Below are 20,142 nucleotides of genomic sequence, written 5' to 3' on the forward strand. Positions count from 1 at the left end.
CCCTCATTCTCTTTTCCTCGGTGGCGTTAAATAACTGTATAGCATGTCAAGATTTGCATTAAAATCATCATTTCTAGGGTTTCTGGGTCTTGGCATATTTACATCAACCTTTCCTACCACTGTGGCAGGAATATTATTAAGTATGTATATAACATCGGCGAGCTCAAGAACCTCTGTAAGGTTGTGTGAAACCATTATAACTGATTTAAGTGGTGTTTCACCACTAAATAATATATTGTATATATCCTGGCGCAACCCCTCGGCGGTAAGCTCATCCAGATGGGCAAATGGCTCATCCATTAAAAATATGTAGGGGTCCGCGGCAAAGGCACGTGCTATTGCAACCCTCTGCCTCATACCACCGCTCATCTCCTTTGGATAAAGGTCCTCAAAACCCTCAAGGCCGACCCTGGCCAGGGCCTCCCTTGCCTTTTCCTCCATTTTTTCCCGGTCCATGTTCTTGGTCTTCATGGAAAGCATTACATTCTCCTCTGCCGTCATCCATGGAAATGTTACAATGGATTGATGTATAAGGGCAACCTCCGGGGTTGGTTCGTGCAAAACCCTGCCCATCAATCTGACCTCACCCCTATCGGGTTTTAAAAAACCGCCAAGAATCCTTAAAAGTGTTGATTTGCCAATACCTGATGGTCCAATAATGGCCACAAATTTACCACTATCCGCCTCTATGTTTATATTTTCAAATACCTTGTAGCCATTATCATATGAAAAGTCTATGTTTACCGCCTCAAGTACCACCTGGCTGACGCCCTCATTACCTACCTGTGCCTCCATTATGAATCACCCCAGTGAAAATATCCCCGATCATAATGGCGTCGATTTTGATTTAATTATGATTTCTAATGCTATTTTTTATCACGAGGCTATCTCCCTTTCCATATTTTAATATTCTATATAATATTATCCTAGCCTTATAATAGTCTATTTATTGATTTAATTTAATATTTTTATCTTCTAATTATTAAGTAGAATTATAAACAAAAAAGTAATTAGTATGCATGCCAGGAAGAATAGAAAAGGCCATGAATTTGGCCGGTAATTTAAAGGCACTGAACGAACTTTTCTCTGCAGATAAGGTTTTTTCATATCTTGGCCTGGAAATAACCAAAGTTGAAGAGGGCCACTGTGAAATGTCCATGCCATATTCAGAAAGGATAACACGGGCAGGCATGGTATTAAATGGTGGGATGATGATGGCTGCAGCAGACTTTATAGGTGGGCTTACAGCAATGACGGTAAACAATGGTTCTGATCAGGTCACTCAGGAACTTAAAATCAATTTTTTAAATCCAATGCACAGGGGTCCTTTCAGGCTTGTTTCCGATGTAATTAAGGCCGGTCATAAATCCGTTGTTATTGAGATAAAACTTTACGATGCCGATGGCACAATGGGAATTATAGGGCTGGGTACATGGTACATAATTCATGATAGAATTATCAAAAAGGATTAATTTGAACATTAATAAAATAGTTATATAATAATATAATTTATTATAATGAAGGGGCTTGAAATTGCATTTCAGCTTAACAATGAAAAGGATTTTGATGTTGTTCCAGCCCTGGCCAATTTAACCGGGAATTATTTTAAAAACGAGGAAAAAATGGACATAACATGGAGAATATTTCATGTAACCCTTGGGGATCAAAAATATTTCAGGGTGCTTTACAGGGGTGATAAGATAAATGATTTTCATCCTGAAATTAAAAAGAAAATCCGCGAATATTTCGATAAACTGGCACATTTAAACTTTGAACAGCTTATGGAATTATATAATAAATCTAAGGAATCAAATGGTTTTAATATAATTAATATCAAGGAAATAACAGAGGAATATGATTTATGGCAGGACAAACTCTGGAATTATATATAATTATTTTTTTACTATAATAAGGTCAAGTCCCCTCCATTTCAATTTGTATCCAAGTGCTGGGAGGAGCCTTTCGGGTATAAGCCCCTCGGATTCTATATAATTGATGATCTTTTCTGTATCCGGATACAATTTCTCTATATTTTTCTTTATTTCATTTATTGAATATTCATCTATTTCCTTTTTAATTGAGATATTATTTGAATACTTTTCTTCAAGATACCTTTTTAATGCATTGTAATCTATATCATTGTAAAAGCAGATGCTACCGGGAATCATTTTTTCCTTATCCCTTAGAACATAGACGTTTTCCCAGTTAACATATTTTTTAACCTCATTTTCTGTCTTTGAGTCCTGCTTTAAATACCTGAGATTTGAAATATTTATATATACATCCTTACCATCTATATTTATTATATAATCTGGAAAATATACATTATTTTTAATAATTAATGGTTCTGCCTTTTTTAAGAAACTGTATGATGGTGTATCCTCATTTATTTTCCTGTCAGGCAAATAATAAGATACATTATCGCCTATTTTAAGCTTGTACACACTCTCACTTTTGTCATATTTATCCTTTATTTTTATATCTGCATCTATTGCCCATTTATCCATTTTGTATAATTTCTCAATAAGCATGGCAAACCTTGTACCATACCTTTCTGTATTTTCGAAAATTGATACTGGTCCGGTCACCGTTATAAAATTCAGATTTTCGCCATCTGTATGTGTTTCATAAAGAAGACCCAGCAGTTTAATGGACCTTAGTGCATAATTCCAGTCCGATGCCTCTGTTATCCTTAGTTCAGTGCATTTCATCAGTATTGTCTCTATCTGTTCAAGATTATATATTCTGGCTATCTGCCAAACATCATCGGTTTTAACAGCCCTTAAAACCTGTTCATTATCACGATCTGCATAGAGTCCAGAAATTATCTCATCGTATGTTAATCCGTACTTTTCCATTACATCTTTTAAAATTTCAATCTTTTCCTCATAATCCAGGGGAGGTATCCTTGCAGCCTTAAAGACATCATACCTTAATTCAGGTGCATTTACAGAAACAGGCGGTTCAAAGATTGAATTCCTGTAGATTACTGTTGAAATTGCCCTTATAATTTTATTATTTGAGGATTTTGCCTCAAGTTCCTTCAGATTTTTTTCTATTATCTCCTTTTTATTTCCGATATTTTTTGTAAAAATATCCAGCACATTATCTATATAATCCGAATTTTCACCGGACAGGAAGATTGGAAATATTAAACCATTTTTAGTCTTCCTTGCTATCATCAATTCCGACGGGAACACCCTTTCTCCTCCTTCTTGATGTGCCATATTCTGCAGTTCCTGCAGATATAAGCTCATATAAATAGCTTGATTTACCCTCGGAGGGCCTTAAAATTCTTCCAAGCCTCTGCCTGAACTGTCTGGTACTGCCTGATCCGCTCATTATAATGGCTATGGATGCATCCGGAACGTCAACACCCTCATCCAGGATTCTGGATGTTGCCAGCACGGTAATCTCACCATTTTTAAACATTTCCAGATATTTTTTTCTCTCCCTTCCAGGTGTCATGTATGTCATTGCAGGTACCAGAAATTCCTTTGAAATGGTATATGCCGTTGCAGTGTCCTCTGAAAAAATAATAATTTTTTCTCCGGCATGCTTACTTAATAAATACCTTAAATATTCGATTTTCTTCTCAGCATTAAATGCTATCTCCCTGGCCCTTCTCCATGCAAGCAGGGCCTCGCGTCCCTCCTGGTTCCAGGATGTCATTATAAAGTGTTCAAAGTCCATATTGCCATTTAACTTAATATCCCTTTTTCTTAGATATGAAATAAAGATATCATGATTTTTCTGATATTCTATTTCATCCTCCTCGCTTAATTCAATGGGAATTCGAACAATTTTATAATTTGATATAAAATCATTTAATTCCTCATATCCAAGCTCGAAAACCTTACCACCCATATAAGTTTCAAGGCTCTCATGCATTTTATCCGGCCTTTCATACGTTGCGGTTAATCCAAGCCTGTAGGGTGCGGCATACATCTTTGCTATCTGTATGTAGCTTTCAGATGCCATATGATGCACCTCATCAGCTATAATGAACTTAAATCTATTCCCAAGGGAGTCCGCCATTAAATATGCAGAATCGTATGTTGATACGCTAATATCCTTTACATCCCTCTCGCCACCGCCGACCTGGCCTATGTCAGTTTTTAAAAAATTTTTAAGCTTCTCCCTCCACTGCTGTATAAGCTCAATCGTTGGTGCTATAACAATTGTTGGTACCTTTAGCATTGTTATTGCATATATTCCAACTATGGTTTTCCCTGCAGCTGTGGGAAGCACTATTGTTCCAGAATAATTATTTTTCCCCCAGAGTTCAAGAGATTTTTTTTGGTATGGCCTTAATGATATTTCTGATGATATATCAAGCTTTATGTCCTTAAAAACATTATCAGTAACATCAGGATATTTTCTTTTAATTTCAGCATATTTGTATGCAGGTGCCCTGTACATATTTATTCTTTTATCAAATACAAATATCTCAGGGTCGTTAAAATCTGAAATTATTGTACCTGCCTTATAATTAATTTCCATTGCCTATTTATATTAAAATAGATTATAAATTTTATTAAATTTATTCCTTTGATTCTCCAAATATTTTATGCCTTGGCATGGATTCCAAAATAGTTTTTCCATAATCCACAGTTTGATTATATTCCTTCATTTTCAGAAAGTTTTTGAATGAATCTATGTCCTTCCATTCAGTGTATATCATGTATTCCCTTGGGCAGTCAACTTCCTTGTATAATTTTCCATCCAGAAAACCAACATCAGAGCTTTTTAATAATTTAACAACATTGCCAAATGCGTTTTCAAAATCCTTTTCATGGCCCTGCTTAACCTTGTAATAAAGACCGACATTAATCATGTTTCATAATTTTACCTTTATATTTAAATTTTTTAAATATTTGAATAAATAAATATTATATTAAATTGGAATAAAAAAAATATTTTATAAATGGGCGCATTATTAAAAATTATGAATCTTCTAAAGGATAAAATAGTTTTAATAACTGGTGCATCAAAGGGTCTTGGACGTGCCATTGCGGAAAAATTCAGTGCAGAGGGTGCAAGAATAGCCATTAACTATAATCATGATGCCAGATCTGCAGAACTTTTAAGGGAAAAATTACCGGGTTCAGAAATATTTCAGGCGGACGTTTCTAGCCATGACAGCGTAAAAAATATGATAGAGGAAATACATAAAAAAATGGGCACAATAGATATTCTGGTAAACAACGCCGGCATGTGGCATTTACTCTCATGGGATGATTTTGACGACGCAAAGGTTAATGAAATGATTTCTGTTAATCTTATGGGCCAAATATACGCTGCAAAGGAATGCCTTGAGGATATCAAAAAGAATAAGGGCATAATAATAAATATGGCATCAAATGCAGGTGTTGGAACAGCAGCGAGCAATACCACATTTTATTCCATATCAAAGGCGGGCGTCATTATGTTAACAAAGAGGCTTGCATTTGACCTTTCAGGTACCGGTGTCAGGGTAAATGCCATAGCACCAGGATGGATAGAAACAGATATGACGATAGGTGGTAAAACCAGTGAAGAGATAAAAAATCTTGAACATTCTTTCATTTCAAGAACATCATTGAAAATGTTTGGAAAACCCGAATACATAGCAGATGCTGCCTTATTCCTTGCAACCGATGCCTCAAAATATATGAACGGTCAGGTGCTTGTTGTTGATGGTGGCAGAATAGATAATCTTACACACAGCCTATAATTTTAATCGTAAATATTTTTTAATATTAAAAATAATATACTTATATATTAGTTATTTAATTAAAATATTACCATACAATTATTCATTTAATATGACAAAAAAGTCATATTGAAGGATAAAATATGATAAGCGTAACAGCATGGGAATGGATAGGCCTTTTTATAGGGATGTTAATAGGTGGCCTTGCAGAGGCATGGGGCATATCAAACCCTGAGGTCCTCATAAGATTGGGTAAATGGGAAGACCGTCTTTTTGTTGGGTGTATAGCAATTGCAATAGGTGCAGGCGCTCTGGCATTATATGGCCTGGCAGCACTTGGTGTTGGATTCCACTGGGGAATTAAACCGGATTACGTCTGGGGTGTTGCACTGGGCGGCGCAATATTTGGTACAGGTATAGCAATATCCGGATACGTGCCTGGCACAGTATGGATGGCACTTGGCGAGGGAAGAAGGGATGCAATTTTCGCCGTGCTTGGTGGCTTATTGGGTGCTGCAGCATGGACATTAATATACCAGACGTCATTCGGTCACTGGCTTGTAACATATGATAACTTTGGTTTGATATACTTTGGTGGTAAGGTCGATACAAATCTAACAGTGGGCTTTGGCATAGCAGTGGCCTGGGCCATAATAATGTTCTCAATTGCATATTTCCTACCAAGGTACAAGCATGGAAAGAGCTGTGCATACAACTCATTGCACAAAAATACAAAATTAAGCCCGGAGGAGGAGGCACAGTATGTGGAAACTGCCGGCATGCTTCTTGAAGGATCATCAATGCCTCTAGGCAAGAACAATTTACCTGAGAAGGTGAATTATCACTGGACTGTTTCATCAAAATTATTTGGCGTTGTTATGATGTCTGTTGGTATAATCATAGGTTTAACCGTTGTATTGGAAATGTTCCTTCACCAGATATTTGGTGAATCAACCACATATTCATGGATAGTTGCAAAGCTATGGCTACCAGCAGGAACATGGAAGTACAGCACATTGGTTGTTCATACAATAGGCTGGGAACCCTTCAGTGATATAGGCACATTATTTGGTGCATTCCTTGCATCAGTATTCTTCACAAGGAGATTTCAGTCATTTAATAATGTAATTCCACCATCATGGAAGGCCAGATTTGGGAACAGCCAGATTAAAAGGGCAGCAGGTGCATTTTCAGGTGCATTCTTAATGCTTCTTGGTGCAAGAATGGCAGATGGATGTGCATCAGGTCATATATTAAGTGGAGACCTTCAGATGGCAGTAAGCAGTCTGGAATTCTTCATATTTGTCATAATATTCCTTCTGGTTGTTGCACATATAATATACAGGAAGGTGGAGTAAATGGTTGAAAAAGATGAAATAGAGCAAACTGAAATTAAAAGGGAGGGTTCAGAACCTAAATGCAAAAGTGAGTCTGGCATTAAGGCATTCATAATAACAATGGTTGGCATAGTAATAATAACCGCAGCGCTGACATCGGGCACATACAATGGGTATGATCCAAGCTCATACTCTGTTGCAATCACTGGCTTCTTTGTCATAGTCACCATTGTAATGACTGCCATATGGTACAGGACGAAATATAATAATTACAGTTATGAACCCAACAATGAAACAAATAAAAAGGAAAGGAAACAATAATTTTTTATTATTTTTTTAATGTATATTAACAATATTTTTTAATACCAAATAAATATACATTTTATGAGTGAAAAATCAAAGGGCTCGGTTATAGCCCTTATAAAACTTCACCGAACAGACTGCGAGGTTACAAATTTTATAACCAAAAACTTTCATGATGTTGATATAAAAAGGTTGAAAATAGGAGAAAATTATACGCTTCACTGTATATCATTCAATAAGGATGATGATTATTATGATAAAATATCCGAATTAAAAAAAGTTTCAAGGAACTTTATTAATGTGGGAAAAAATAAGATATGGGCAGAGGGTCCTAGCTGCACTGCATGCCATTTTATGGCAACTGCAGATGTTGAAATACTCAGCAATAAATCCCTTGGTTCTGATTATGTTCTTTACAGGATACTTGTATCCAACAGGGCAAAACTTAGGGAGCTTGAGGAAAAAATGGATGAGGCAGGCCTTGACCCTGAAATAATTGATGTTACCTATTCAAACGACCTTGAGCTTACATCCAGGGAAAAGGATATAATTAAAAAGTTATTTGATTATGGTTATTTTGAACTCGACCGGAAAAAATCATTGACAGAGATAGCAGCATCCCTTGGAATATCCACAACAACATTATCAGAAATCATGCGTGTTGCACTTAAAAAGATTGTTAAAACATATATTAATGATAATATTTCATAGGCCCATAAATGCCTTTGATATTATTAAATTCATAATGTTTAATGCACCCTCTGCACCCACAAGGTAGCTGAATATCCCCCTTGCACTTTTCTCAAGGCCAGCCTCTGTGCTGTATGAATATGCACCAAACCACATCATGACATTCTTTACTATATCAAGTGCAATCTGAGGTGCCTTAAACTTGGACATTGCACTGTATATATATAGATCATTTGAATCAGTGTCTGCAAGGTACGCAGCCTTGTATGTTAAAAGCTTTGACATTTCAAGTTCTGTTTTTAATTCAGAAAATTTGAAAGATACACCCTGAAATTCTTCAAGTTTTTTCCCGAATGCACTCCTCTGTTTAATGTAATTCAGCCCCTTCTCAAGGATGGAATCGGATAATCCATTGCAGGCTGCAGCAACAAGAATCCTTGCATGGTTAAAGCCATCCATGGCATAATAGAACCCTTTGTTTACCTTTCCAATAATGTTTTCTTCCGGGATTTCAACATTGTTATACCTTATTATGCATGTTGATATGCCCATCCTGCCCATGTTGTTAATTTTATACATTTCGATGCCCGGGCTGTCAGCAGGCACATAAACCATGGTAATTCCCTTATGCCCACCGTTTTTATCGGTTTTTACCAGTGTTAAATGTCCGCCACCATTATTTTTTGCCTCAATTCCACCGCTTATATAGGCCTTTTCTCCATTTATAATAATTTTTCCATCTTTTATTTCTCCTGATGTTTTAATGGCAGCAACATCACTTCCACCAGATGCCTCTGTTGATGCAATGCCTATAAATTTTTTTCCTATTGCAATATCTGGTAATATTTTTGATTTTATAAAGTTATTTCCATATTTTTGCAATATATAAGCCCATGATGTGTTTAGTAAATAATATACAGAGGTTGCCATGCTTGTATCAACCTTTGCTATTTCCTCCGATATTATTGCAGCATCCATAAATGATAGCTTTGATCCACCATAAAGTGTATCAATAAGCGGTGATATAATGCCATGAGAACCTGCGGCCATTAAAAAACTTTCAGGTATTTTTTCATTGGTATCAATGGAATCTGCAACAGGTTCAAGATATCTTTTCAAAAATTCCGCTGTTGTTTCCCTTATAAGCTGTTCCTCCTCTGAAAATGAAAAATCCATGAGGTTTTATTTTAATATTAATATTAAATATTTCCATGGATTCATAAAAGAACCTTAAAATAATTAAAATCACTAAACTATGGATAATAATGGAATTTAAGGCAGTTTATGTAACATGGCAGGACATTGAAGACTGGTGCTCAGGCATACTCGACATGGTTCTTGAGGACAGATATAACCCAGATGTTATTGTTGGCATAGCAAGGGGTGGCCTTGTTCCGGCAAGAATGATTTCGGATTATCTGATTAAAAAGGAATTAATATCAATAAAAACAGAACACTGGGGATTAACAGCAAATATGGATGGAAAGGCAGTGCTTGCAGGTAAAACAAATTATGACATGTCTGGCAAAAAGGTGCTCCTTGTTGACGACATCACCGATACCGGAGAAAGCATGAAGGTGGCCCTTGATTACATTAAATCATTAAATCCTTCCGTGGTAAAATCAGCATCAATGCTTTATGTCAATGAGGCATCCTTCCGGCCCGATTATTTTGGCATTGGAATTAAAAAAAATGACTGGGCATGGTTCATATTTCCATGGAATGTTTATGAGGATACATACAATCTGCTTAAGAAGTTTTTAAGTGAACCACTGGATCTTGATGCCGCAGAAAAAATATTAAGAGATAATTACGGGCTTGATACATCACGGGTAAATCTTTCAAACATACTGAAAAATCTTTCCAGGTCAGGAATGATAAAAGAAAATAAAGATAAATTTTATATTTAAAATTATTTTTTATCCGTATGTGTAGCTTATACCCTTTTCAGGGAAGGTAAATTCAATTGCTCCAAACGGGCAGGCCACAAGTGCTGCGCCACATTCAAGGCATCTCTCATAGTGTACTGTAAGTATCTCCTTTTCATTTGCCTCGTAGGTACCCGCAGGGCAAACCTTTGTACAGGGCTTATATTTGCACGTTCTGCAAATATCTGTATTCACCTTAATATGCGACTCGTTTCCAGTTTCGTATTTATTTAATGCCAGCCTTTTTAATATATCCATTTTACATCACCCTCATTGCATCACGCAGAATGGATGCAACACTGAGTCCATTCTGATGTGCCTGATCAAAAACAACATTTACAGGCTTTCTCCTATTTTTACCATCCACGTTCATTAACTCAGAAAGAACACCGGTAAAAAAGTCCGGATACTTTGTAAATAGATCCTTATTACCCAGAAGATTAAACATGGGCCATGCAACCTTCATGTCATTCATAATAAATGATTCATCAAGCATTTTCTTATATATTTCTGTGTTTGAATAATCACCAGAATCCAATATAATTTTGGCAGCATTTCCAGCTATCATGCCCGATTCTATGGCAAGGTCCATGCCCCTTATGGTGAAGCCATCATTTATTAAGAAACCTGCAGAATCACCAGCAACAAGTATGTTGTCATAGTTTACAGGTGGCAGATTGCCATATCCATAATAGGGTATCATATGTGCAGAGTATTCAAGCATTTTTCCATCTATGCCCAATTTTTCCCTGACCTGCTCTATTAAATCTGAGGATTTTAGGTTATTTGCATCATCCTGCAATGATTCTATCTTAACGGTGAATCCAACAGATAATGTATCCCTGTTCTCGTAAACAAAGGCACCGCCCTTAAGGTCCCCTGTTAATCCCAGAATTGTCCTTGTTTCTCCATAATCCCTGTCTGTCTTATTTTCAATAACCTCCTTAACGCCCAGCATATTGTATTTTGGCTGCAGCCTCCTACCCTGAAGCCTTGATATAAGTGCGGCTGACCCATCAGCCTCTATTACCAGTGGTGTTTTAATATCCCCCCTGTCTGTTATTACATTGATAAGATTATTTTCCCTTGAAATTCCCTTTACAAGTGTGGAATATGATACTGTACAGCCATTTTCCTCGGCGATCCCTGATAAATACCTGTCAAATTTCGACCTGAGCACTGTGTAGCTGTTTTTCTTATTTTTTTCCTCAAAGGAAAATGATATTTTTCCATCCTTAGCATATATTTCATATGTATCCTTATACACCGGCAGTTCCAGATATTCATCAGAAAACTGGTCTCCCAAAAGTTTCCTTAGTGAATGAACATACATCCTGCCGCCGGTAACATTTTTAGACCCGGAGTAATCGCCGCGTTCAAGAACTATTGCGGATAAATTGTTTTTTGTGGCTGTTATTCCAGCTGAAAGACCTGAAAGGCCGCCACCAACTATGACAACATCAACATCATAATCCATGGCTTGAAATCCCGTTATAATATATGAACATTTATAATGTCATATAAAAATATTTTGTCTGTGGATAGTTTTAAATATTAAAGTATACTTACTAAAAAGTAAATATACTTTAGCAAGGTGATCTATTGCATAAGGACGGTGCTTATTCAAAGAAATACGATTTCTCTGTGGGCCAGCTAAGGAATAATGTACATAAATTTATGGATCTGGCATCCCTTTCAACATCAAGTGTTGCACCTGCGTTCAGCATAGCAGCATCATATGGTGTTATTGCCTTTTACCTTGGCATCTATTCTATTATGGGCGTTATAATTGTATTTCCCGTTTACCTTTTTGCATCCATTATATTCAGAAAGTTTAATAGATTATATCCAAATGCTGGTGCATCATATTTCTGGGGCAGCAAAATAGTGTCAAAATCCTATGGGTCCTTTCAGGCATGGATTATTACACTTGCATACTTTTTTTCAATTCCACCAATAGTTATACCTGCAGGGGAGTACACTGCACAGTTTTTATACTCTCTGGGCATAATAAGTTCCAGCCTTTTAAATAATGCATTTACCATATTCATACTGGGGTCCTTCTGGATTTTAATTACGTTAATTGCAGGTATTTTGGGGGCAAGGCCCACTGCCAAGATAACAGAGCTGTTCCTTGGAGTAGAGCTTTTTGTTATTATAATGTTTTCTTTAATTGCAATATATTACCTTCCGGATCATATGGTAAACCACATATCATTTTCATGGTTCTTTTCATTTAATGAAATAGTAAAAAAACCATACGCATTTGTACTGGCATTTCCTGTTATTGCAACCATTATGGATGGCTGGGAAATAGATTCATATGCCTCTGAAGAATCCTTTAACAGGGAAAAATGGCCTGGTACAACCGGGATTATGGGATTTTTAATAGTCTTTTCAATATACATGATAACCATGACGCTTATGGATGCTGAAACACCCTTAAACCTTCTTTCTGGAAGTATAGACCCGCTTGCTGAATGGGCATCATACATAATACCAAAATATGCGGTTATCATGTATATAGCAGTAATAGCGTCCACAGCCAGTTCATTATGGCTTACAACATATATACTGAGCAGGGCATGGTATGCCATGTCAAGGGATCATTTATTTCCACAAATTTTTGGTTACACTCATAAAAAATATAAAAGCCCATGGTCAAATCTTGTTATAATCGCTGTTACCGCCGAGGCAATAAACGCATTTATGCTGTTTATACCATCCATAGAATCATTTTTCGCCCAGCTTCTTTCAATTTCAGGAATTTTCCTGATGATGGAATTTGCATTTGATGCTTTTTCAGGAATTTATCTATTTAAGGGAAGTAAAAATATATTATACCTGTTAATCTCAATAATAACATTTATAGCATTTATATTCATGATAATTATGGGAATAGCCACAAGCACATTTTATATTGCACTTGCTGTAATCCTTCTAATTCCTGGGATACTAATGTTTTTTATTCAAAGAAATGGAATAAAATTAAGGAAAATATTAAATTGAAAAATAAAGCAAATACAATAAATCTTATAATATTATTAAATTACCTGTACTTGCTGTAAGCATATATTAAATCCAGCAGATTTTTTTCCATATCCTCTGTGATTACACCGTCATTCTTCTTTTTAACTATAAAATCCCTGGCCTCCCTGGTGCCCTGCTTGGACATAATTGAATATATGCCACCACGAAGTGCGCCCCTAACACTCTCCGGGAGATCCCTGACTATGGTGCCAAGCATATAATTAAACTCCTCATTCTTCCTCATATCAAGCTTTTTTACCGATCTTTTCTGATCATTTCTATAATTTCTATAGTTTTTATTTTTATAACTATTCCTATCCATGTCATATTAAATAATGTATATAAATATATAACATTTCTTATCTTAATTAGGGTCATCATTGCATTAATAAATATTTCAGTTAAGAATAAATAATGTGTTGTAATACTTTACAAATGAATAATGCCAATAGTAAATTAATTTTTATCAATCTAATTATGCTTCTTTCAGTTACATTCACAATGAGGGCATCCACAAACATGCTTATGACCGTTGTTCCGGTCTTCTCAAAATATGTTCTCCTTGCAAACCTTATTTTTGTTGGATTAACCGCAACACTATACGGCATTGGGGCCCTTATTTCAAATATTTTAATTAATGGGCGTGTAAACATATCAAAAACGCCGAAAATGATAACATTATTTCTATTTATCATGACAGCATCCATTTTTGCATTTATATTTACCAAAAATATCTATGAGGTTCTTGTGCTTTCATTTATAACAGGGTCCTCAATGGGTGTTGTTCAGCCTCTGCTCATGACAGTAACCAATATAATATCACCGCCTGATAAGAGGGACAGATATATAGCTGCCTACACTGCATCATTATCCCTGAGCCTTATATTTGGAGTGCTTTTACAGGGGTATGTAATATCATTTTTAACAATCAGGTATGCTTTTGTTATCTTCTTCTTTATCTCACTGGCATCATCAATATTAATGCTGATTCTATCAGGTAAAATAAAAATAAGCTCAGAAAATAAAAAAATAGGCTTCAGGGAAATACTTTCAAAGGCGTCATACTCACTTAAACAGGGGAAGGTACTTTTTGCCATGTTTGGAAACATTTCATATGCATTTCCATTCATTTTGTTATTAACATATGGCAGCATAATGGGCAGGGAATACTATGGAATAAATCCGGATATATTTTTCTATTTCCTGGCAGTCTTCTTTTCAATATCATTTGCATCCAGAATGTTTCTTTCACTGAAAACTGTAAAAAATAGGGACATAATAATGTATGCATCATTTATTTTAAGCATTGCAGGATATGCCATGCTTGGTCTCACCGATTATATTTACGTATTTATAATTGGCCTAATATTTCTGGGAATTCCACACGGAACCATATACCCTATATCAAGCTATTATATTGCCACAAGCATAGATATAAAATATCTGAACATTGTTTATTCTGTTTTTACATTTATAATGGATGTAATATTCTTCTTTATACCATTTGTATTTGGCCTGATTTCTGATCTGTATTCAGTAAGGATGGCAATTTATGCAACAATATTCCCAATGGCTGCACTTATAATAGCGTCAATAATCTTTAATGTAAAATCCGGAACGCAATCAAAAGGCACTGCAACTAAATTATAATATAAAAAATAATATATACATTTTATTACTAAACTGTTAAAATGACAGGGAAAATATATGAGGATATAGATATCAATAAGCCAGTTACTGAAATTGATAAGGAAATTCTTGATTACTGGAAAAATAATAATATTATAAATGAGGCATTAAATACCAAAAGGGATTTAAAAAAATTCGTGTTTTTGGAGGGCCCACCAACCGCAAATGGAAGACCACATGTCGGGCATTTAATGACCAGAACAATGAAGGATACCGTAATGAGGTATAAATTCATGGATGGCTATGATATATTAAGAAGAACCGGTGGCTGGGATTGCCACGGTTTGCCTGTGGAACTTGAGGCTGAAAAGCATTTTGGATTTAACAGCAAGAAGGAAATAGAGGATTTTGGAATACAGAAATTCAATGAATACTGCCGTGAGAGCGTATTCAGATATATAGACGAATGGCATGAGGTGGACGATCTCATAGGCTTCTGGATAGATCAGAATAAGTCATACATAACCCTTAAAAATGATTATATTGAAAGTGAGTGGTGGGCATTAAAAACATTATATGAATCAAAAATGCTTGTCAAGGACTATAAAATAGTCCCATACTGCCCAAGATGCGGTACATCATTAAGCTCACATGAGGTTGCACAGGGTTATAAAAATGTGGACGACCCATCAGTTTATGTTAAATTCAGGGAAAGGGGATATGAAAATAGATTTTTTATTGCATGGACAACAACACCATGGACGCTTCCATCAAATGAATTTCTTGTTGTAAACCCTGACTTTGATTATTCATTAATATCCAGTCAGGGCGAGGAATATTATCTTCTCTCATCAATGGTCGACACGCTTTTTAAGGATTATAAAATAATTAAAACATTCAAAGGCCGTGATCTTGATGGAATAAGGTATGAGCAGCTCATGCCATTTTTACATGTTCCGGATAATGCACTTCGTGTTGTTACCGGAGATTTTGTGACGGCCGAGGATGGTACCGGTATTGTGCATGCAGCCCCTGCCTTCGGTGCAGACGATTTTGAAATAGCAAAAAGGGAAAATGTTTCCATGGTAAATCCCGTATCACTGGATGGAAAGTTTGTTGATGACCTCCCATGGAAGGATATGTTCTTTGAAAATGCCAATATACCAATAATAGATTACCTTAAAAAGAATAAAATACTTTTTAAAAGCCAGAAGATAAAGCATACATATCCATTCTGCTACCGCTGTGGTACAAGACTGATGTACTATCCCTTAGATGCATGGTTTATAAAAGTTTCTGAAATAAGGAACCTTTTAATGGAAAATAATGAAAAGATAAACTGGTTTCCGGATTATTTAAAGGATGGCCGTTTTGGAAACTTTCTTGCAGAGGCAAAGGATTGGGCACTTAGCAGGGATAGATACTGGGGTACACCACTGCCGGTATGGAAATGTAAAAATGGGCATTATGTAGCTGTTGGAAGCAGGGAGGAACTAAAGGCTCTTGGCGGCAATGTTCCAGAAGATCTTCACAGGCCATTTATAGACGATGTTGTTTTAAAATGCCCGCAATGTTCGGAACCCATGCACAGGGAACCACACGTAATAGATACATGGTTCGATTCTGGCAGTGCACCATATGCAGCACTGCATTATCCGTTCAATAAGGAATTTAATTCTGAAACCAGCATACCTGTGGATTTTATTACAGAGGCAATTGATCAGACAAGGGGCTGGTTCTATACCCAGCATGTAATATCATCATTATTATTTAAAAAGAACGCATATAAAAATGTTCTATCAATAGCATTCATACTTGACGAGCATGGCCAAAAAATGAGCAAGAGCAAGGGCAATTTCGTTACAGCAAGGCAGTTCATTGATGATTTTGGTGCGGACCCCGCAAGGTTGTTCTTTTTCTCAGGTGCACCATGGAACTCAAAATCAATTGACAGAAAATTAATAGGCGATTTAACAAGAAAATCACTTGGCACCCTTGGCAATATTTATTCTTTCTTTGCATCAAACGCCAATCTTGATAATTTTGTATTTGAAAAGCTTGAAAAATCTGAAAATATACTTGATATGTGGTTGCTTTCCAGACTCAATTCAACAATAAAATCTGTAAGGATTAATATGGACTCATTTAACATGCATATAGCCCTAAAAAATATAATGGATTTAATTGACGATTTTTCAAATTTTTACTTAAGACTGTCAAGGAAAAACTTCTGGGAGGGCGAGCTCTCAGAGGATAAGAAAAGATCCTATGAAACCCTATATTTCACATTATTAAGCATAATAAAAATGCTTGCACCAATGGCCCCATTCTATTCAGAATACCTGTATCAGAAGCTATCTGGAGAAAAAAAGAGCGTTCATTTTGAGGATTATCCTGTCGCAGATACATCCTATATAAATGAGGATTTGGAAAAGACCTTTAAATATGCAGAGACCGTACTTGAGCTATCAAGAAGGGCCAGACAGGATGCCGGAATAAAGGGAAGGCAAACTGTTAAAGAAATATTAATTTACAGCGATGTTAATCTTCCAGAAGATGTCTTAAATATAATTTCCCCAGAATTAAATGCAGAATCAATAAGATTAATAAATCAGAAGGATAGGCCAGTAAAAGTTGTCATGAAACCTGTATATGCAAGGGTTGCACCAGTTCTGAGATCAAAAACATCGGAATTTTCAGATTTTGTGTTAAAGAATTCTGAAAAGATATACCGGGAAATAATGGATAAGGGTTACACTGAATATAACGATTTACAGTTTAAGAAGGAGGATTTTGAAATAAATGAAATCCCGGATGAAAATTATTCATTTGCATCTGCTGATAAACTTGGGCTTAATGTATTTATTAACAGGCATATAGATGAGAAACTTAAACTTATTGGCTATGCAAGGGAGATAATAAGAAGAATCCAGATAATGAGAAAGGATATGAATCTTGAATATTCTGAATTTATAAATACAAGCATTGACTGCACAGGAGACATAAAAGAAGCAGTTCAAGAATATTCAGATTACATTAAAAAGGAAACATTAAGCAGGGAGATAAAATTTGGATCCGGTGATGATTACCGTGTATGGGATATAGACGGCGGGCACATAGGAATTAAAATAGAAACAATTAACTAATTTTTTCAATTATTACAAAATATCTTATAAGTGATCTGTGCTGGTAAACCGGCACACTGTTTATTATCTTAAAAAATTTCTTTGAATATTCCAAAAGCTCCAGATTATTAACTATAATTGAACATTTACCATGACTCTTAAGAAGCTCATTAAATTTTTCAAAGGAGGTCTTGTACAAATTTTGTATGTCATAATCATTTACGGATGAACTCCTGCCATATGGCATATCAGTAACAATGGCGTCCACAGCTTTATTAATATTTAAATCTTTTATATCCAAATTGTATATTTCAATGTATTTTAAATCGAAATATTTTAAATTTAATTTTGTACCCATTACCATGTTCAAAAGGGCATCATTTCCTATTATTCTTCTTCCCATAAGTGCTGCCTCTATAAGTATACCACCTGTTCCACAAAATGGGTCAAGAACGGTATCCCCGGGCCTTGTGTATGAGGTATTTATTAGATATCTCGCATATTTTGGATGAAGCGATACCGGTGAAAAAAACGGTCTTAATGGTGCCCTTCTTGATTCAAAATCTTTTTTATTTCTTGAGTATACAAGTATTCCAAGATACCATATATCAGCCTTAACAGCACGTACAATAAAATCTGGGTTATTAAATGAAATCCTGCCCCTACCACCCAAAATCTTCCCAACAGTGGATTCTACCATTTCAGTATTATACCCGGGAGGCACAGAGGCCCTGACATAAAACTTTCCCTCTGGAATTTTACAATTAAACTCATTATAATCCGGTTTTTCATCTATTATCTGCGATATATAATTGATAAATCCTGAATTCTCTATATCCCTGTAATTCCCCTCTATTATGTATATAAAGTCTGATTTATAAATTATGTCAAAATCCCTAAAAGTTTCTTTTATTGCGTTTATTTCTGATGATACAATATCACGATTTTCCCTTGTATACTCAAGAACATATCTCATTTTTTATTTTTATTGTTTTTTTGATAATTTTTCTTTTTCCTTTAACAGGTCATTGTACATGCTTTCATATATTTTATTCATTTTTCTTATAGTACGCTTTATTGCGGCCTGTGGTTTACCCGTACTAACCTTGATATAAATTTGCGGGTTGTCTATTTCAGGATGCTTTATGTAGTAATGGGCTATTTCTACCTTATCGTCCTTGGTAACCTCTTCCATTAAAGGTCTTAAAAGCGTATTATCATAATTAATTACCTCTAATGTAATAGAATCTTTATTCCTTGAAACAACATTAAATTTTGAATCCATAAAACATCATTATATCTGAATATATATTTATTACTAATTTAATAGCATTAGGCACTGAAAATGTCATTTTAAAAATAGAACATAAAAGTTATTAATATAAAAGTCTCTATGAATCAATATGAACTATTATGCAAAATTCTTCCATGTTAAAATGTATTTTAGAATAAATTATTTATATTCGAATAAGCATAAAAAAAAGATATTTAAATATTAAAGTATTATATGGTAAAAGGAAATAATCCTATTAAAGGTGAAAAAATATGGCACAGGAATTACCACACATAAATTTAGTAGTAATAGGGCATGTAGATCACGGGAAATCTACCCTTGTAGGGAGGTTGTTATACGAGCACGGAGAAATCCCACAGCACATTATAGATGAATACAAAAAGGAATCAGAGGAAAAGGGAAAGGCAACATTTGAATTTGCCTGGGTTATGGATAGATTCAAGGAAGAAAGGGAGAGAGGAGTTACAATTGATCTTACACATAGGAAATTTGAAACAGACAAGTATTACTTTACAATTATAGATGCCCCGGGCCACAGGGACTTTGTCAAAAACATGATTACAGGTACAAGCCAGGCAGATGCAGCCGTCCTTGTTGTTTCAGCAAGGGAAGGAGAGGGCGTCATGGCACAGACAAAGGAGCACGCATTCCTTGCCAGAACACTTGGAGTGCCACAGCTTATATGTGTTGTTAATAAGATGGATGCCACACAGCCGCCGTACAGTGAGGCAAGATTCAACGAGGTTAAGGACCAGATCACAAAGCTTCTCACACCAATTGGATACAGGGACGTTCCAATTATACCTATAAGTGGATACAAGGGTGATAACATACTAAAGGCCAGTCCAAACCTTTCATGGTGGAAGGGCCCAACATTAATGGATGCACTTAATGCATTAAAGGTTCCTCAGAAGCCAACAGACAAACCATTAAGAATACCTGTTGAGGATGTATATTCAATTACCGGTATAGGAACAGTTCCAGTTGGAAGGGTTGAAACAGGTATTATAAAGGTAAACGACAAGGTTATATTCATGCCTGCAAACAAGGCTGGAGAGGTAAAGTCAATAGAGATGCATCATACACCAATGCAGCAGGCTGAGCCAGGAGA

General features: G+C 35.6%; 21 protein-coding genes. 11 read left to right on the forward strand and 10 right to left on the reverse strand.

Annotated features, from left to right (window positions below; all coding sequences use genetic code 11):
- Window positions 1–3: 3 nt before the first annotated feature.
- On the reverse strand, window positions 4–795 hold the full coding sequence (locus tag AOG54_RS06585; RefSeq protein ID WP_054964494.1) for an ABC transporter ATP-binding protein: 792 nt from the start codon (window positions 793–795) through the stop codon (window positions 4–6).
- Between the two features lie 224 nt (window positions 796–1,019).
- Between AOG54_RS06585 and AOG54_RS06590 the strand changes: the two genes are divergently transcribed.
- Window positions 1,020–1,472, forward strand: a complete 453-nt coding sequence (locus tag AOG54_RS06590) for a PaaI family thioesterase (protein ID WP_054964495.1) — start codon at window positions 1,020–1,022, stop codon at window positions 1,470–1,472.
- Window positions 1,473–1,517: 45 nt separating this feature from the next.
- Window positions 1,518–1,892, forward strand: coding sequence for a DUF2004 domain-containing protein (locus AOG54_RS06595; protein ID WP_055032545.1), 375 nt, complete (start codon window positions 1,518–1,520; stop codon window positions 1,890–1,892).
- Here AOG54_RS06595 and AOG54_RS06600 read toward each other — a convergent pair whose 3' ends face one another.
- The 3 genes from AOG54_RS06600 to AOG54_RS06610 are packed head-to-tail and all read right to left on the reverse strand — an operon-like array spanning window position 1,893 to window position 4,837.
- Window positions 1,893–3,200, reverse strand: coding sequence for a DUF790 family protein (locus tag AOG54_RS06600; protein WP_162200875.1), 1,308 nt, complete (start codon window positions 3,198–3,200; stop codon window positions 1,893–1,895).
- Window positions 3,163–4,503, reverse strand: a complete 1,341-nt coding sequence (locus tag AOG54_RS06605; protein ID WP_054964205.1) for a DEAD/DEAH box helicase family protein — start codon at window positions 4,501–4,503, stop codon at window positions 3,163–3,165. Before AOG54_RS06605 ends, AOG54_RS06600 begins: the two co-directional genes overlap by 38 nt.
- 40 nt (window positions 4,504–4,543) lie before the next feature.
- Window positions 4,544–4,837, reverse strand: coding sequence for an antibiotic biosynthesis monooxygenase family protein (locus AOG54_RS06610; RefSeq protein ID WP_048101910.1), 294 nt, complete (start codon window positions 4,835–4,837; stop codon window positions 4,544–4,546).
- Between the two features lie 111 nt (window positions 4,838–4,948).
- Between AOG54_RS06610 and AOG54_RS06615 the strand changes: the two genes are divergently transcribed.
- The 4 genes from AOG54_RS06615 to AOG54_RS06630 all read left to right on the forward strand — a co-directional run bounded on the left by AOG54_RS06615 (window position 4,949) and on the right by AOG54_RS06630 (window position 8,046).
- Complete coding sequence (locus AOG54_RS06615; protein WP_048102164.1) at window positions 4,949–5,716, forward strand: SDR family oxidoreductase; 768 nt, start codon at window positions 4,949–4,951, stop codon at window positions 5,714–5,716.
- Between the two features lie 122 nt (window positions 5,717–5,838).
- Entirely contained in the window at window positions 5,839–7,053 is a 1,215-nt protein-coding gene (locus AOG54_RS06620; protein ID WP_048101909.1) for a YeeE/YedE thiosulfate transporter family protein, read from the forward strand.
- Complete coding sequence (locus AOG54_RS06625) at window positions 7,054–7,353, forward strand: hypothetical protein (protein ID WP_048101908.1); 300 nt, start codon at window positions 7,054–7,056, stop codon at window positions 7,351–7,353.
- 63 nt (window positions 7,354–7,416) lie between these two features.
- Window positions 7,417–8,046, forward strand: a complete 630-nt coding sequence (locus AOG54_RS06630; protein ID WP_048101907.1) for a helix-turn-helix domain-containing protein — start codon at window positions 7,417–7,419, stop codon at window positions 8,044–8,046.
- Here AOG54_RS06630 and AOG54_RS06635 read toward each other — a convergent pair.
- A complete protein-coding gene (locus AOG54_RS06635; RefSeq protein WP_048101906.1) occupies window positions 8,041–9,201 on the reverse strand; it encodes an acyl-CoA dehydrogenase family protein in 1,161 nt (386 codons plus the stop codon). The genes AOG54_RS06630 and AOG54_RS06635 overlap by 6 nt on opposite strands.
- An 89-nt stretch (window positions 9,202–9,290) precedes the next feature.
- Here AOG54_RS06635 and AOG54_RS06640 point away from each other — a divergent pair, with 89 nt between their 5' ends.
- Window positions 9,291–9,935 carry a phosphoribosyltransferase gene (locus AOG54_RS06640; protein ID WP_048101905.1) on the forward strand — a complete coding sequence of 215 codons (645 nt, stop codon included), beginning with the start codon at window positions 9,291–9,293 and terminating at the stop codon, window positions 9,933–9,935.
- A gap of 9 nt (window positions 9,936–9,944) precedes the next feature.
- Here the strand turns inward: AOG54_RS06640 and AOG54_RS06645 are convergent, their stop codons facing one another.
- Entirely contained in the window at window positions 9,945–10,211 is a 267-nt protein-coding gene (locus AOG54_RS06645; protein WP_048101904.1) for a ferredoxin family protein, read from the reverse strand.
- 1 nt (window position 10,212) lies between these two features.
- Window positions 10,213–11,430 carry an FAD-dependent oxidoreductase gene (locus AOG54_RS06650; protein ID WP_048101903.1) on the reverse strand — a complete coding sequence of 406 codons (1,218 nt, stop codon included), beginning with the start codon at window positions 11,428–11,430 and terminating at the stop codon, window positions 10,213–10,215.
- 125 nt (window positions 11,431–11,555) lie between these two features.
- Between AOG54_RS06650 and AOG54_RS06655 the strand changes: the two genes are divergently transcribed.
- Entirely contained in the window at window positions 11,556–12,962 is a 1,407-nt protein-coding gene (locus tag AOG54_RS06655; RefSeq protein ID WP_231563431.1) for an APC family permease, read from the forward strand.
- 40 nt (window positions 12,963–13,002) lie between these two features.
- Here the strand turns inward: AOG54_RS06655 and AOG54_RS06660 are convergent, their stop codons facing one another.
- Complete coding sequence (locus AOG54_RS06660) at window positions 13,003–13,305, reverse strand: hypothetical protein (protein WP_048101902.1); 303 nt, start codon at window positions 13,303–13,305, stop codon at window positions 13,003–13,005.
- Between the two features lie 113 nt (window positions 13,306–13,418).
- On the opposite strand from AOG54_RS06660, the gene AOG54_RS06665 reads away from it, so the two are divergent.
- Together AOG54_RS06665 and ileS are read left to right on the forward strand one after the other, a co-directional pair.
- Window positions 13,419–14,633 (forward strand): MFS transporter, encoded by a 1,215-nt coding sequence (locus AOG54_RS06665; RefSeq protein WP_054963921.1) that lies wholly within the window; start codon window positions 13,419–13,421, stop codon window positions 14,631–14,633.
- 41 nt (window positions 14,634–14,674) lie between these two features.
- Window positions 14,675–17,758: an isoleucine--tRNA ligase gene (gene ileS / locus AOG54_RS06670; RefSeq protein ID WP_054963920.1), complete on the forward strand. Its 3,084-nt coding sequence runs from the start codon at window positions 14,675–14,677 to the stop codon at window positions 17,756–17,758.
- On the opposite strand, the gene AOG54_RS06675 is transcribed toward ileS, so the two are convergent.
- Together AOG54_RS06675 and AOG54_RS06680 are read right to left on the reverse strand one after the other, a co-directional pair.
- Entirely contained in the window at window positions 17,751–18,713 is a 963-nt protein-coding gene (locus AOG54_RS06675; RefSeq protein ID WP_048101899.1) for a DNA methyltransferase, read from the reverse strand. The two genes, ileS and AOG54_RS06675, sit on opposite strands and share 8 nt — an antisense overlap.
- A 9-nt stretch (window positions 18,714–18,722) precedes the next feature.
- Entirely contained in the window at window positions 18,723–19,022 is a 300-nt protein-coding gene (locus tag AOG54_RS06680) for a DNA-directed RNA polymerase subunit L (RefSeq protein WP_048101898.1), read from the reverse strand.
- 260 nt (window positions 19,023–19,282) lie between these two features.
- On the opposite strand from AOG54_RS06680, the gene AOG54_RS06685 reads away from it, so the two are divergent.
- A partial coding sequence (locus AOG54_RS06685) for a GTP-binding protein (protein WP_055032547.1) occupies window positions 19,283–20,142 on the forward strand: 860 nt, incomplete at its 3' end.

Source organism: Acidiplasma aeolicum, assembly GCF_001402945.1.
Lineage (GTDB): Archaea > Thermoplasmatota > Thermoplasmata > Thermoplasmatales > Thermoplasmataceae > Acidiplasma > Acidiplasma aeolicum.